Raw genomic sequence first — 11,599 nt, 5'->3', positions numbered from 1 at the left:
CCCCAGCCGGTGATGGGCGCCGACGCCGACTTCAACCGCCGCATCACCCGCGACGAGGCGACCAAGGCCGCGATCTCGCGCTTCAAGCTGCTCGACAAGGACGGCGACGGCCGACTGACCCTTGCCGAACTGCCCAAGACGTCGATGCAGAAGATCCTCGACGGCGAAGGCGACGAGCGCGGCGGCAAGGGTCGTGGTCGCGGCCGCGGCGGTCCCCCGCCCCGCGGCTGACGCCTCTCTGGAGCGTGGCAGGCGCCGAAACCGCTCACACTTTCGGCTGCCACGCTCTCTAGCCGCTGACCACCCCGGCGATGATGTTGATCCCCAGCGCCAGGATCGCGGTGTTGTAGAAATAGGCCGTCACCGCATGAGTGGTGACGAGGTTGCGCAGCGCCCCGGTGCGCACGTCGTTGTCGGAGACCTGGAAGGTCGCCCCGATGCTGAAGGCCAGATAGACGAAGTCCTTGTAGGTGCGGGCAGGCTCTCCGGGAAAGCCGAACCCGCCCTTCCCCGGCCCGCCGCCGAAATGCCGGTGGGCGTAGTGCAGCACGAACACCGAGTGCAGCACGATCCATGACAGCAGCAGGGTGACCCCCGCGCAGGCCGCCGTCAGGTCCTTGACCGCGGTCGCCGCGGAGCGCGCGCCGATCATCGCCGCCACCACCGCCGCCAGGCTGGCGGCGATCGCCGACAGCACGATCAGCAGCATGATCGAGCGCCCCTCGTCCTCGGCCGCGGCCTTGGCGCGAACCTTCGCCTCGTCGGCGGTGAGGAACAGGCGCCACAGCAAAACGGCGTAGATCAGCGCCCCGACGTCCCAGCCGATCAAAATATGCGTGCTTCCGGGCAGATTCATTTGGCGGGCCAAACCCCACCCCAAAAGCCCTGCCAGAAAGCCCGCGAGAAGCTTCCAATGCCTTGTAAACACTGAGGTCTTTTCCACCTTCAAGGCGCCTTTGCTCATCACTCTCAACCTGCCTTTTCGCGCGACAATCGTCCTTAACGCCGCATTTGTCTCGCCTGACACGTGAAACCGAACTCGGCTTCACCGGTTACTTCACCGGAACACCGGAACGACGCCATGACCGACCCCGACTCCCCGCCGCCTCTGGAGCCGCAAACGCCGGACGAACCGCCGGGCTCTACGCCCGACGAAGTCCCGCAGCAGCCGCCTCCGGTGCAGCCGGGTGACGATCGGCCATACGGCGCCGGACCGGGCCTGTTTCCTCCCGTGACCAGTCCCGATTAGGAGCAAGACATGGACCTCGACAGCGAACGGCCCCGGGGCCGCCGAGGCTTCGCCGCCATGGATCCGGAACGCCGCCGCGAGATAGCTCGCAAAGGCGGCGCCAGCGTCCCCAGCGAGAAACGCAGCTTCGCCAAGGACCGCGACCTGGCCGCTAACGCCGGCCGCAAGGGCGGTTCCTCGTCGCGCGGCGGCGGCCGCCTCGGCGCTCGCGACCTCTAGCAATGCCGCGGCCGAGGGGGGGACGGGCGGCGCGGCAGAGCGTAGCGGCGCACGTATCAGGATTTTAGGGCCCGGATCGGCTGACCGATCCGGGCTCTTGGGCTGTCCGCCATCCAGCGGCCGGCCGCAGTTTGCTGTTTTCGATATTCAGGACCGCAGCGCGAAGACGCCGAAGGCGGGATTCTCGCTGATCCAGCGCGCCTCGACGCGCCAGCCGGCCCGGCCCGCCATCCCGGCGAAGGCCTCGGGGTCGTACTTGTAGGAATTCTCGGTGTGGATGGTCTCGCCGGCCGCGAAGGCGATCGACCGGCCCGCAACCTCCACCGTCTGGTCCTTCAGGCTGACCAGATGCATCTCGATCCGGCTTTCGGCGGCGTTCCACACCGCCTTGTGCGCGAAGGCGTCGAGGTCGAACCGCCCGCCCAGTTCGCGATTGATCCGGACCAGCAGGTTCTTGTTGAAGTCCGCCGTCACCCCGGCCGCGTCGTCATAGGCCGGGATCAGCACGTCCTGCCCCTTGGCGATGTCGGCCCCGACCACGAACAGCGCGCCGGGTCCCAGCAGGTCGCGCGCCGCCTTCAGGAATTCGACCGCCTCGTCCGTCGGGAAGTTGCCGATCGTCGAGCCGGGGAAGAAGCCGACCGTGGGCCGTCCCCGCGCCGCCTTCGGCAGGCCCAGCGGATGGGTGAAGTCGCCCAGGGCCGGCGCCACCTCCAGGTCCGGATAGTCGGCGCGGATCGCCGCGGCGGCGGCGTCCAGGGCCGAGGCGCTGATGTCCATCGGCGCGTAGACCGACAGCTGCGGCGCGGCGTCCAGCACGATCCGCGTCTTGGTGCTGGCCCCGCTGCCGAACTCGATCATCGCCGCGCCCCGCGGAATGCGGGCGGCGATCTCCGGCGCGATGGCGCGCAGCAGCGCCGTCTCGGTACGGGTCGGATAGTATTCGGGAAGCTCGGTGATCGCCTCGAACAGGCGCGAGCCCTCGGCGTCGTAGAAGTACTTGCTGGGCAGGCTCTTGGGGCTGGCGCCCAGGCCCGCCAGAACGTCGTCTCGAAAGCTCGTGTCCATCGTGCGCTCGCGCCCGCCGGCCCCGTCGCGCGCCAGGCGCACGCCGGCGAACATCCAGCGCTGGCCGGGGTGGAAGAAATTGCGATAGCTGGCCCGCGCATGGCCCGGCGGCGTGCCGGCGGCCCCGCCGCGCAGCACCATCTGGCCGACCATGAACTTGCCGTTGTACTCGCCCAGCGCTCCTGCGCCGGGCCGGAAGCCGGGATAGGCCGCATAGGCGCTGGCGGTCCATTGCCAGGTCTCGCCAGACATCTGCTCCAGCCGCTCGCCCGAGCGCGCGGCCAGCTCCCACTCGGCCTCGGTCGGCAGGCGCGCGCCCGACCACAGGGCGAAGGCGGCGGCCTCGTAATAGCTGACATGCGCCACCGGCGCGGCCGGATCCACCGGGCGACGACCGGAGAGACCGAACTCTGTCCAGGCCCCGTCCTCCTCCCGACGCCAGTAGAGCGGCGCCTCCCAGCCCTGGGTCTGCACCATTGCCCAGCCGTCCGACAGCCAGAACTCCGGCCGCTCGTAGCCGCCGTCCTCCATGAAGCCCAGCCACTCGCTGTTGGTCGACAGCCGGTCGGCCAGGCGGAAGGGCTCGATGAACACGCGGTGGCGCGGCCGCTCGTTGTCGAAGGCGAAGCCACCCTCCTCCGCGCCGATCGTCGCCAGCCCGCCTTCGAAGCCGACGAAGCCCAGGCTTTTGGCCACCGGGCGGAGCGGATCGGGCCGCTCGCGATAGGCCGGCTGCAGCGGCGACTGGGCGAAGAGATGCTGGATGTCCATCAGCAGCAGCTCCTGGTGCTGCTCCTCGTGGGCCAGGCCCAGCTCCAGCCGCTCCAGCATCTCCGGCGACAGCGGACCCGACAGCAGGCGGGCCATGGCCGCGTCGACATGGCGGCGATAGGCCCCGACCTCGACGCAGGACGGCCGGGTGATCAGGCCGCGCTGCGGTCTCGGCTGACGGGGCCCCAGGGCCTCGTAATAGGAGTTGAAGATGTAGCCGAAGGCCGGGTCGTACGGCTGGTAGCCCGGCTGGAACGGCGCCAGCAGGAAGGTCTCGAAGAACCAGGTCGTATGGCCCCGGTGCCATTTGACCGGGCTGGCGTCCGGCATCGACTGCGCCGCCTGGTCCTCGGGCGACAGCGGGGCGGCCAGGGCCTCGGTCCGTTCGCGCACGGCGCGGAAACGGGCCAGGGGCGTGTCGGCGACCGCGGCGACGGCGGACAGGACCAGGGTGTCGTCGGGACTCATGCACGCTCCTGGTGAGGACGGTCCGCGCGCGCGGACAGGTGATCACAACGAACCCGGAGCTTGGGCGTTCCGCGGGACGAGGGCAATGCGACCTGCTGCCAGCATGGTGTCATCAGCAGTTCTCAATTCCTATTGAATTGATCTGGATTGCTCCACGCGGTCTGCGGGAGCGACAAGCGGACAAAATCCGCTTCGGCGGCGCCCCGTCTTGAAGAGTTTAGCGATGTCCTTCGCCTCGCCGCCCTTTCCTCACTCGCCCCGCCCCGGCGACACGCCGTCGCCATCGACCCCGGACGAACCGCCGATCCTGATCGTGCCGGGCCTCTACAATTCCGGTCCCGACCACTGGCAGAGCCACTGGGAGCGCGCCCTGCCCAACGCCGAGCGCGTGGACCAGACCGACTGGGAGCGCCCCACCCTCGGCGACTGGACCATCAGCCTGGCCGAGGCCGTGCGCAGCCGTCCCGGCGCGATCCTGGTGGCCCACAGCCTGGGCTGCGCCCTGGTCGGCCACCTGGCCCAGGTCACCGGCGGTCGCGGCGTGCGGGGCGCCCTGCTCGTGGCGCCGGCCGACGTCAACCGCGAGGGTCCTGCCGGCCGGCTGCTGATCGGCTTCTCACCCATTCCCCGCAGCCGCCTGCCCTTCCCCAGCCTGGTGGTGGCCAGCCGGGACGACCCCTACGTCGCCATCGACCGCGCCGAGGCCTTCGCCCGCGGCTGGGGCTCGCGCTTCGTCGATCTGGGCCGGGCGGGCCACATCAACGTCGAGTCCGGCCACGGCGCCTGGCCGCGCGGCCGCGCCCTGCTGTCGGAGCTGATCCGCGCCACGGCCGGACACTCCGGCGCGCAGCCGCGCGACAATCCCGCATAGATTGCATTTCCGAGACATTGCGGCATAGTCGAACCCAACGACCGCAAAACCGGGGGGATCGGCCATGGCCACGCGCCGCAACATGCTCAAACTTGTCGGCTTCGGCGGCGGCGCCGTCTTCGCCGGAACCGCGCCGGGCCTGTCGGCCCTCGCCGCGCCGCTGCCGGTGCGCAAGGAAATCAATTCGCTGAAGCTGAACGACCCGACGGTCGTGGCCCTGCGCGACGGGGTGCGGATCCTGAAGGCCCGCACCGCCGGCCAGGGTCCGACCTGGACCGACATGGCCAACATCCACGGCACCGACCGCGGCTTCAACAAGTGCCCGCACGGCAACTGGTACTTCCTGCCCTGGCACCGCGCCTACGTGACCATGTACGAGCGGATGATCCGCTCGGTCACCGGCTATCTCGGCTTCGCCATGCCCTACTGGGACTGGACGGCCAACCGCAAGGTGCCCCAGGCCTTCTCCGACCCCACCTACAACGGCCAGACCAATTCGCTGTACGAGCCGACGCGCAACAACGGCGTGGTCCTGACCGACGACATCGTCGGCCAGGGGGTGATGGACCGGATCTACAACGAAACCAACTACGAGCTGTTCGGCACCTCGCGCCCGCGCGGCCAGAACAACCTCGACCCCAGCTGGATCACCACCCGCACCGGTACTCAGGGCGTGCTCGAATCCACGCCGCACAACCTCGTGCACGTGCGGCTGGGCGGCTGGATGCCGACGACGCGCTCGCCGATGGATCCGATCTTCCAGATGCACCACGGCAACATCGACCGCATCTGGTGGCGCTGGAACGGCCTTGGCCGCCAGAACACCCAGGAAGGCCTCTGGCAGAACATGGTCTTCCAGAACAACTACCTGGCTCCGAACGGCTCGTGGTGGTCGACCACCCCCAACCAGGTGCAGCAGGTCACGGCCCTGGGCTACACCTACGGCGCGACGCCCACCCGCCTCGGCGTGGCCGGGGCGAGCCAGATCTCGGACAAGCGCGTCACCCAGATCTTCGCCCGCGGCTCGGCGACGGCGGCCTCCGATCTTGGCGTGCGCTCCCTGGCCGCCCGCAAGCGCTCGACCGAGAACGGCGCCCAGTTCCTGGCCAGCGCCCAGGCCGGCGGCGACCGCCAGGCGTTTCTGGGCGCGACCAAGCCGCAGACCGGGGGCACGCCCCAGGCCCTGCTCGGCTCGCGCGTCCTGGCCCTGATCAGCGGCCTGACCCCGTCGTCCGACAATGTCGAGGTGAAGGTCTATATCGACGGCCCGGGCAGCGGCGGCGGATCGCGCGAGGGCGATCCCGGCTATGTCACGACCATCGGCTTCTTCGGCTCCGAGGGCCATGCCGGCCACGGCGGCGGCGGCGAAGGGATCTCGGCCTCGGCCGACCTCACCCCGTCCCTGCAGGCCCTGACCGCCGCGGGCGTCACGGTCGGCGACGACATCCGCGTGCGGCTGATCGCGATCGACTCCAAGTCGGGCGCGCCGGCCCCCGAGACCGTCGCCAACGCCAAGGTCGAAATCGTCATCGTTTGACCACAGGCGGGGGCGAAGCTGAGGCAGGAGACAGGATCATGTCGCGCTTCCTCGCCCTCGCCCCCACCCTTGCCGTCTCACTCGGTTTCTTCGCCTGCTCGGCGAGCGCCAACGCCACGGCCGTCGTCGGCCGCCCGGCCGAGGCGGCCCTGGCCCGCGACGCCGCGGCCGAACGCTGCCCCGGCCTGCAGCTGGTGGCTCGCGTCGATGGCTACACCCCGCCCCGCTCGGGCCAGGTGGACCTCGTTTTCGCCCTGGTCACCGCTCAAGGCGTGCAGACCCTGGGCCGCACGGCCGTCTTTCCGCAGACCGCCTTCTCGACCGGCAAGGGCGATCCGGCCCAGAGCTTCGGCTTCCGCGTCGACCGCCAGGGCCTGGACGCCGGCAGGGCCCGCCTGCGCCTGACCCTCGAAGCTGTGTCGGGCGACGGCGACGGCGCAACCGCGGTGCTGGGCGAGGCGCGCCTGGCCGCAATCGCCGAAGGCGGCTGCTGAGCTCACCCCAAAACGAACAAGCCCCGCGAGCCAGAGCGGCTCGCGGGGCTCGTACTGATACGGATACTTCGGCCGGGGTCGCGATCCTCAGCGCCTGCTCAAGCCTCCCTACGGGCGAGCGCGCTGTTCCGCGAAGATCCGGTCGTTACGCTATCTCACTAAGCAGCGGCCTGGCGGCTGCGCACGCGGCTCATCCAATCGTCCGGATAGGTTTCGCGGACGACGATCGACTTGAACTGGCCGACCGGGATACGGGCGGCGTCGCCCGGCTGCAGGTCGCGCGAGATCGAGTGACCGGCGAACTCTTCGATGATCGTGATCACCTGGCTGCTGCCGGCGGCGTTCTCGATGAGGATCATGGGATGTCCCTGAATTGGGAGGGTTTGTGAGAAGCTGTCGAGGCGCGTCAGAGGACGCGGCGTTCCTGCGGCAGGCTCTGGCGGGTCCAGGCGTCGATGTCGGACGGCGACTGGAAGCGACGGAAGGCCCCCTGGGTGTGATCCGGGCAGTAGGAGGCGCGCTTGCTGGCGGTCTCGCGGCCGCAGAAGCCGAAGTCGCCGGCGTCCGGATTGCCGATCGGCCAGCGGCACGAGTGCATCGACAGGTCGAGAATGCCGGCGGTGGGGGTCAGGTCTTCCATCACCGCGGCCTGCGGGCGGAGCGCCGGACGGGCCTGGGCCGGAGCCGCGGCGCGAGCACGCGGGGCCTGGCGGGAGACGCGGACGGCGACGGTGCGCGGCCTGACCGGGGTCTCGCGGGCGGTGATGCCCAGGCGGTGGATCTTGCCGATGACCGCGCTGCGGCTGACGCCGCCGAGCTGCCGGGCCACCTGGCTTGCGCTCAATCCTTCGAGCCACAGCTTCCTGAGCGTGGCGGTACGTTCCTCGTTCCAGTCCATGACGCTTTCCGCTTGTTTTGGCGCGGGATCAGCTCCCCGCCTCTCTTGGGTAGAATCATGGTTAACGGTGGTCAAATTCTTCCGTGCATACCCACGGTTCTCGAAATCACATTTCTCCTGCGAATCTCGCTAGATAGCGTGCGTTGTCGCAGGGAGGCCCGAAAGACTGCGGCAAGACCTTGACCGAATAACGTCGTTCCACGATGAATTCACGGGTCAGAAACCGGCTTGGATTTGAATGCGGCGCGGCGTCGCAAGCCTTGCGACATAACGCCTATCGGGGATTGTGATGCGTACCCTCACCGTCGTGGCCGCAGCCATGCTCTGCGTCTCTCTGGCCGCCTGCTCGCCCAAGGGGGAGACTTCCGGCGAAACCGCCGCCACCCCCGCCGCGCCCGCGACCCCGCCGCCGACAGACGCCGAGAAGGCCGCCGCCGTGGCCGCCCTCCCCGCCCCCTACAACACCGGCGACCTGCTGAACGGCCAGAGCAAGTTCGCCCTCTGCCGCTCGTGCCACACCATCACGCAGGGCGGCCCCAACATGACCGGCCCCAACCTCTACGGCGTCTTCGGCCGCAAGGCCGGCGCGCATCCGGGCTACGCCTATTCCGACGCCGTGAAGGCCGCCGGCTTCACCTGGGACGCCGAGCACCTTGACCACTGGCTGGCCAATCCGCGCACCGCCCTGCCCGGCACCAAGATGACCTTCGCAGGGCTCGCCACCCCCAAGGACCGGATCGACCTGATCGCCTATCTGAAGGTCGAGACAGGCTACAAACCGACGCCCCCGGCCGCTCCCGCCCAATGAACGACCGCGTCGCCCTCCTGACCCGGCTCTACGCGGCCTTCAACCGCGGGGACTTCGAGGCCTTCTGCGCCGAGCTCGATCCGGCGATCGACTGGCCCGACCAGATCGGCGGCGGTCGCGTGCAGGGTCTGGAGGCGATGCGCGACTTCTGGTCCCGTCGCGACGCGATGGTGCGGGTAGAGGCCAATCCGATCGATTTCATCCCGCTGGACGACGACCGGGTGGCGGTCGCCGCCAAGCAGATCGTCACCAATCTGCAGGGCCGTCTCTGGTCCGACATCCTCGTGCGACATATCTACACCTTCCATGCGAGCCGGGTGGCGCGCATGGATGTCGCCGAAGAGCGTGACGAGGCGTAAGGCATGGCAAAGGCTGAAGTGTTGCTGACCCGGCACTTCGACGCGACGCGCCGCCGCGACCTCGAGGCCGTCGTCGCGCAACTGCACCCCGACATCGCCTTCGCCAACATCCTCGAAGGCGGCGACGTCGTGGGGATTGATGCCGCGCGCGGCTATTTCCAGCGCCAGTTCGCCATGGCCGGCGTCGACATCGGCCTGATGCGCGTGCGGCCCCAGGCCGACGGCTGGGTGCACGCCGACGTCGAGATCACCCTGCGCCGCCCCGACGGCCGCCTGTGGTCGCAGAACAGCGCCGTGATCGCCTATCTGCTGCGCGACGGCCTGATCGTGGGCATCGACCCGCAGCCGGATCCAGGGACGCGGTAGAGACGCCTTCGGCGTCCCCCTCAGTCGCTCCGCGACAGCTCCCCCAGAGGGGGAGCATCTTGAAGAGCGCCGCACCAGCCAGATCCTCCCCCTCTGGGGGAGGTGGCCCGGAGGGCCGGAGGGGGTCCTCCCCTAAGCCAGCAGATCCGCGCAGGCGTCCAGCACCGCCTCCGCATCCAGCCGATACTTCCCATAGAGATCCGGCAGATCCCCCGACTGGCCGAAGGTCTCCAGGCCAAGCGCCCGCAGGCGATGGCCGCGCACCGAGCCCAGCCACGACAGCGCCGCCGGCGCCCCGTCGATCAGGGTCACCAGACCCGCCTCACGCGGCAGCTCGGCCAGCAGCCGCTCGATCGTCGAGGTTCGCGCCGCGCCGTCGGTCCAGCGCGAGCGGCCCGCCGCCGTCCAGTCGCGGTGCAGCACGTCGGGCGAGGTGACGGCCAGCAGTCCTGCCCCTGGCTCGTCCTCCAGCAGGGCCGCGTGAGCCTCCAGGGCCTCAGGGGCCAGGGCCCCGCAATAGACCACGGCCAGCCGCGTCTCGGGCGCCGGGCGCTTGAGCCAGTAAGCCCCTTCGACGACGCCCGTCCGCCAGGCGTCGTCCGCGCGCTCGGCCTGGGCGATGGCCCGGGTCGACAGCCGCAGATAGGTCGAGCAGCCGTCGGTCGCCTGGATGCGCGCGAAGGCGTGGGCCATCAGCACCGCCGTCTCGTCGGCGAAGGCGGGCTCGTAAGCGTCCAGCCCCGGCTGGCTCATGCCGATGAGGGGCGAGCCGATCGACTGGTGCGCGCCGCCTTCGGGGGCAAGCGTCAGGCCCGACGGCGTGGCCACCAGCAGGAACCGGGCGTCCTGGTAGCAGGCGTAGTTCAGCGCATCGAGGCCGCGGGCGATGAACGGGTCATAGAGGGTGCCGACCGGGAACAATCGCTCGCCGAACAGCGGCGCGGTCAGGCCCAGGGCCGCCAGGACGATGAACAGGTTGTTCTCGGCGATGCCCAGCTCGACGTGCTGGCCGGTCTCGCCCATCGACCACACCTGGGCCGAGGGGATGCGGCGGCGCTTGAAGACGTCCTCGTGCGCCCGGCGATGGAACACCCCGCGCCGGTTCACGAAGCCGCCGAGGTTGGTCGATACCGTTACGTCCGGCGAGGTGGTCACCACCCGGCCGGCGAACTCATCCTTGCGGGCGGCGATGTCGAACATGACCTTGCCGAACGCCGCCTGGGTGGACTGCTCGCCGCCGCCCGCGACAGCCGCCAGCAGTTCGTCGGCGCTCGGCGTCGCCACGGTCGGCGCGTCGTAATGGCGGTTGTTGGCCGCCGCGAAGGGCGCGCGAGCCACCAGGCCCTTCAGCGCCGTGCGCTCGGCGGCGGACAGGCCCGACAGGGCGTCCCACTCCTCGCCCTCGACCACGCCCAGCCGCTCGCGCAGTTCGGCGACCTGGGTGGGGTTCATCAGGCCCGCGTGGTTGTCCTTGTGGCCCTGGAACGGCAGCCGCAGGCCCTTGACCGTGTAGGCGATGAAGAACCGCGGCGCGTCGTCCTGCGAGGCCCGCTCGAAGGCCTCCAGGATCGTCTCCAGGCAGTGACCGCCCAGCTCGGTCATCAGCTCGCCGAGGTCGACGTCCTTGTAGCCGGCGATCAGCGCCAGGGCGTCGGGCTCGCCGGCCAGGTCGGCGGTCAGGCGCTCGCGCCAGGCCGCCCCGCCCTGGTAGGTCAGGGCCGAATAGAGGTCGTTGGGGGCCGTCTCGATCCAGGCCTTCAGCGCCGCCCCGCCCGGCCGCTCGAAAGCTTCCCGCTGGCGCTTGGACCACTTCAGCGTCTCGACCGTCCAGCCGGCGGCCTCGAAGATCTCGCCATAGCGGGTGAACATCCGGTCCTTGGTCGTCGCGTCCAGGCTCTGGCGGTTGTAGTCGACGATCCACCAGGTGTTGCGCAGGTCGTGCTTGCAGGCCTCGATCAGGGCTTCGTAGATGTTGCCCTCGTCCAGCTCGGCGTCGCCCAGCAGCGAGATCATCCGGCCCATGCTCTCGGGCTTCACCGAGCCGCGCGCCGCCAGATAGTCCTGGGCCAGAGAGGCGAAGGCCGTCACCGCCACGCCTAGCCCCACCGACCCCGTGGAGAAGTCGACGTCGTCCACGTCCTTGGTGCGCGAGGGATAGGACTGCGCGCCGCCCAGGGCGCGGAAGGCCTTCAGCTTGTCCAGGCTCTGGCGGCCGAACAGGTGCTGGATGGCGTGGAACACGGGGCTGGCGTGCGGCTTGACCGCCACCCGGTCCTGCGGCCGCAGCGCCTTCATGTAGAGCGCCGTCATCAGGGTGGTCATCGAGGCGCAGGAGGCCTGGTGGCCGCCCACCTTCAGCCCGTCGCGGCTTTCACGCAGGTGGTTGGCGTTGTGGATCGTCCACGACGCCAGCCAGAGAATGCGTTCCTCGAGACGCCGCAGCAGCGCTATTTCCTGCCGCCTGGCCGTCAGAGACCCGTCAGCCATGCTT

General features: G+C 69.8%; 12 protein-coding genes and 1 pseudogene. 8 read left to right on the top strand and 5 right to left on the bottom strand.

Translation table 11 applies throughout. From position 1 onward, the window contains the following. Positions 1–231 (top strand): annotated as a pseudogene (locus tag DMC18_RS17830) (hypothetical protein); the annotation flags it as partial. Between the two features lie 58 nt (positions 232–289). Here the strand turns inward: DMC18_RS17830 and DMC18_RS17825 are convergent. Beyond that, positions 290–829, bottom strand: coding sequence for a DUF1345 domain-containing protein (locus DMC18_RS17825; RefSeq protein WP_233248203.1), 540 nt, complete (start codon positions 827–829; stop codon positions 290–292). A 429-nt stretch (positions 830–1,258) separates the two neighbouring features. On the opposite strand from DMC18_RS17825, the gene DMC18_RS17820 reads away from it, so the two are divergent. Next, positions 1,259–1,468, top strand: a complete 210-nt coding sequence (locus DMC18_RS17820; protein ID WP_058350544.1) for a KGG domain-containing protein — start codon at positions 1,259–1,261, stop codon at positions 1,466–1,468. 147 nt (positions 1,469–1,615) lie between these two features. Here the strand turns inward: DMC18_RS17820 and egtB are convergent, their stop codons facing one another. Then, a complete protein-coding gene (gene egtB / locus DMC18_RS17815) occupies positions 1,616–3,775 on the bottom strand; it encodes an ergothioneine biosynthesis protein EgtB (RefSeq protein ID WP_110121998.1) in 2,160 nt (719 codons plus the stop codon). A gap of 223 nt (positions 3,776–3,998) precedes the next feature. On the opposite strand from egtB, the gene DMC18_RS17810 reads away from it, so the two are divergent. The 3 genes from DMC18_RS17810 (at position 3,999) to DMC18_RS17800 (ending at position 6,677) form a co-directional block, all read left to right on the top strand. Next, the gene (locus DMC18_RS17810) at positions 3,999–4,646 is read left to right on the top strand and encodes an alpha/beta hydrolase (RefSeq protein ID WP_233248201.1); all 648 of its coding nucleotides are present in this window, start codon (positions 3,999–4,001) and stop codon (positions 4,644–4,646) included. Positions 4,647–4,710: 64 nt separating this feature from the next. Beyond that, positions 4,711–6,183 (top strand): tyrosinase family protein, encoded by a 1,473-nt coding sequence (locus tag DMC18_RS17805; RefSeq protein ID WP_110121999.1) that lies wholly within the window; start codon positions 4,711–4,713, stop codon positions 6,181–6,183. A gap of 38 nt (positions 6,184–6,221) precedes the next feature. Next, positions 6,222–6,677, top strand: a complete 456-nt coding sequence (locus tag DMC18_RS17800) for a hypothetical protein (RefSeq protein WP_110133162.1) — start codon at positions 6,222–6,224, stop codon at positions 6,675–6,677. A 158-nt stretch (positions 6,678–6,835) separates the two neighbouring features. On the opposite strand, the gene DMC18_RS17795 is transcribed toward DMC18_RS17800, so the two are convergent. Together DMC18_RS17795 and DMC18_RS17790 are read right to left on the bottom strand one after the other, a co-directional pair. Continuing rightward, positions 6,836–7,036, bottom strand: a complete 201-nt coding sequence (locus DMC18_RS17795; protein ID WP_110122000.1) for a hypothetical protein — start codon at positions 7,034–7,036, stop codon at positions 6,836–6,838. A 47-nt stretch (positions 7,037–7,083) separates the two neighbouring features. Next, positions 7,084–7,575: a GcrA family cell cycle regulator gene (locus DMC18_RS17790; RefSeq protein ID WP_110122001.1), complete on the bottom strand. Its 492-nt coding sequence runs from the start codon at positions 7,573–7,575 to the stop codon at positions 7,084–7,086. A gap of 289 nt (positions 7,576–7,864) precedes the next feature. On the opposite strand from DMC18_RS17790, the gene DMC18_RS17785 reads away from it, so the two are divergent. Genes DMC18_RS17785 through DMC18_RS17775 form a run of 3 tightly spaced genes read left to right on the top strand, consistent with a single transcriptional unit; the run spans position 7,865 to position 9,108 of the window. Further along, positions 7,865–8,383, top strand: a complete 519-nt coding sequence (locus DMC18_RS17785) for a cytochrome c family protein (RefSeq protein WP_110122002.1) — start codon at positions 7,865–7,867, stop codon at positions 8,381–8,383. Further along, entirely contained in the window at positions 8,380–8,742 is a 363-nt protein-coding gene (locus DMC18_RS17780) for a nuclear transport factor 2 family protein (protein ID WP_110122003.1), read from the top strand. The genes DMC18_RS17785 and DMC18_RS17780 overlap by 4 nt, the downstream gene beginning before the upstream one ends. A gap of 3 nt (positions 8,743–8,745) precedes the next feature. Further along, entirely contained in the window at positions 8,746–9,108 is a 363-nt protein-coding gene (locus DMC18_RS17775; RefSeq protein WP_110122004.1) for a nuclear transport factor 2 family protein, read from the top strand. Positions 9,109–9,240: 132 nt separating this feature from the next. Here DMC18_RS17775 and DMC18_RS17770 read toward each other — a convergent pair whose 3' ends face one another. Next, the gene (locus DMC18_RS17770; protein ID WP_110122005.1) at positions 9,241–11,595 is read right to left on the bottom strand and encodes a transketolase; all 2,355 of its coding nucleotides are present in this window, start codon (positions 11,593–11,595) and stop codon (positions 9,241–9,243) included. Between the last annotated feature and the right edge of the window lie 4 nt (positions 11,596–11,599).

Source organism: Caulobacter sp. D5, assembly GCF_003185805.1.
Classification (GTDB): Bacteria; Pseudomonadota; Alphaproteobacteria; order Caulobacterales; family Caulobacteraceae; genus Caulobacter.
This window is presented reverse-complemented; position numbering and strand designations above follow the sequence as displayed.

Coding starts and splice junctions, on each gene's coding strand:
- DMC18_RS17795 (WP_110122000.1), bottom strand. CDS start 7,036: ATGATCCTCATCGAGAACGCCGCCGGCAGCAGCCAGGTGATCACGATC.
- DMC18_RS17770 (WP_110122005.1), bottom strand. CDS start 11,595: ATGGCTGACGGGTCTCTGACGGCCAGGCGGCAGGAAATAGCGCTGCTG.
- DMC18_RS17775 (WP_110122004.1), top strand. CDS start 8,746: ATGGCAAAGGCTGAAGTGTTGCTGACCCGGCACTTCGACGCGACGCGC.
- egtB (WP_110121998.1), bottom strand. CDS start 3,775: ATGAGTCCCGACGACACCCTGGTCCTGTCCGCCGTCGCCGCGGTCGCC.
- DMC18_RS17800 (WP_110133162.1), top strand. CDS start 6,222: ATGTCGCGCTTCCTCGCCCTCGCCCCCACCCTTGCCGTCTCACTCGGT.
- DMC18_RS17780 (WP_110122003.1), top strand. CDS start 8,380: ATGAACGACCGCGTCGCCCTCCTGACCCGGCTCTACGCGGCCTTCAAC.
- DMC18_RS17790 (WP_110122001.1), bottom strand. CDS start 7,575: ATGGACTGGAACGAGGAACGTACCGCCACGCTCAGGAAGCTGTGGCTC.
- DMC18_RS17820 (WP_058350544.1), top strand. CDS start 1,259: ATGGACCTCGACAGCGAACGGCCCCGGGGCCGCCGAGGCTTCGCCGCC.
- DMC18_RS17785 (WP_110122002.1), top strand. CDS start 7,865: ATGCGTACCCTCACCGTCGTGGCCGCAGCCATGCTCTGCGTCTCTCTG.
- DMC18_RS17810 (WP_233248201.1), top strand. CDS start 3,999: ATGTCCTTCGCCTCGCCGCCCTTTCCTCACTCGCCCCGCCCCGGCGAC.
- DMC18_RS17805 (WP_110121999.1), top strand. CDS start 4,711: ATGGCCACGCGCCGCAACATGCTCAAACTTGTCGGCTTCGGCGGCGGC.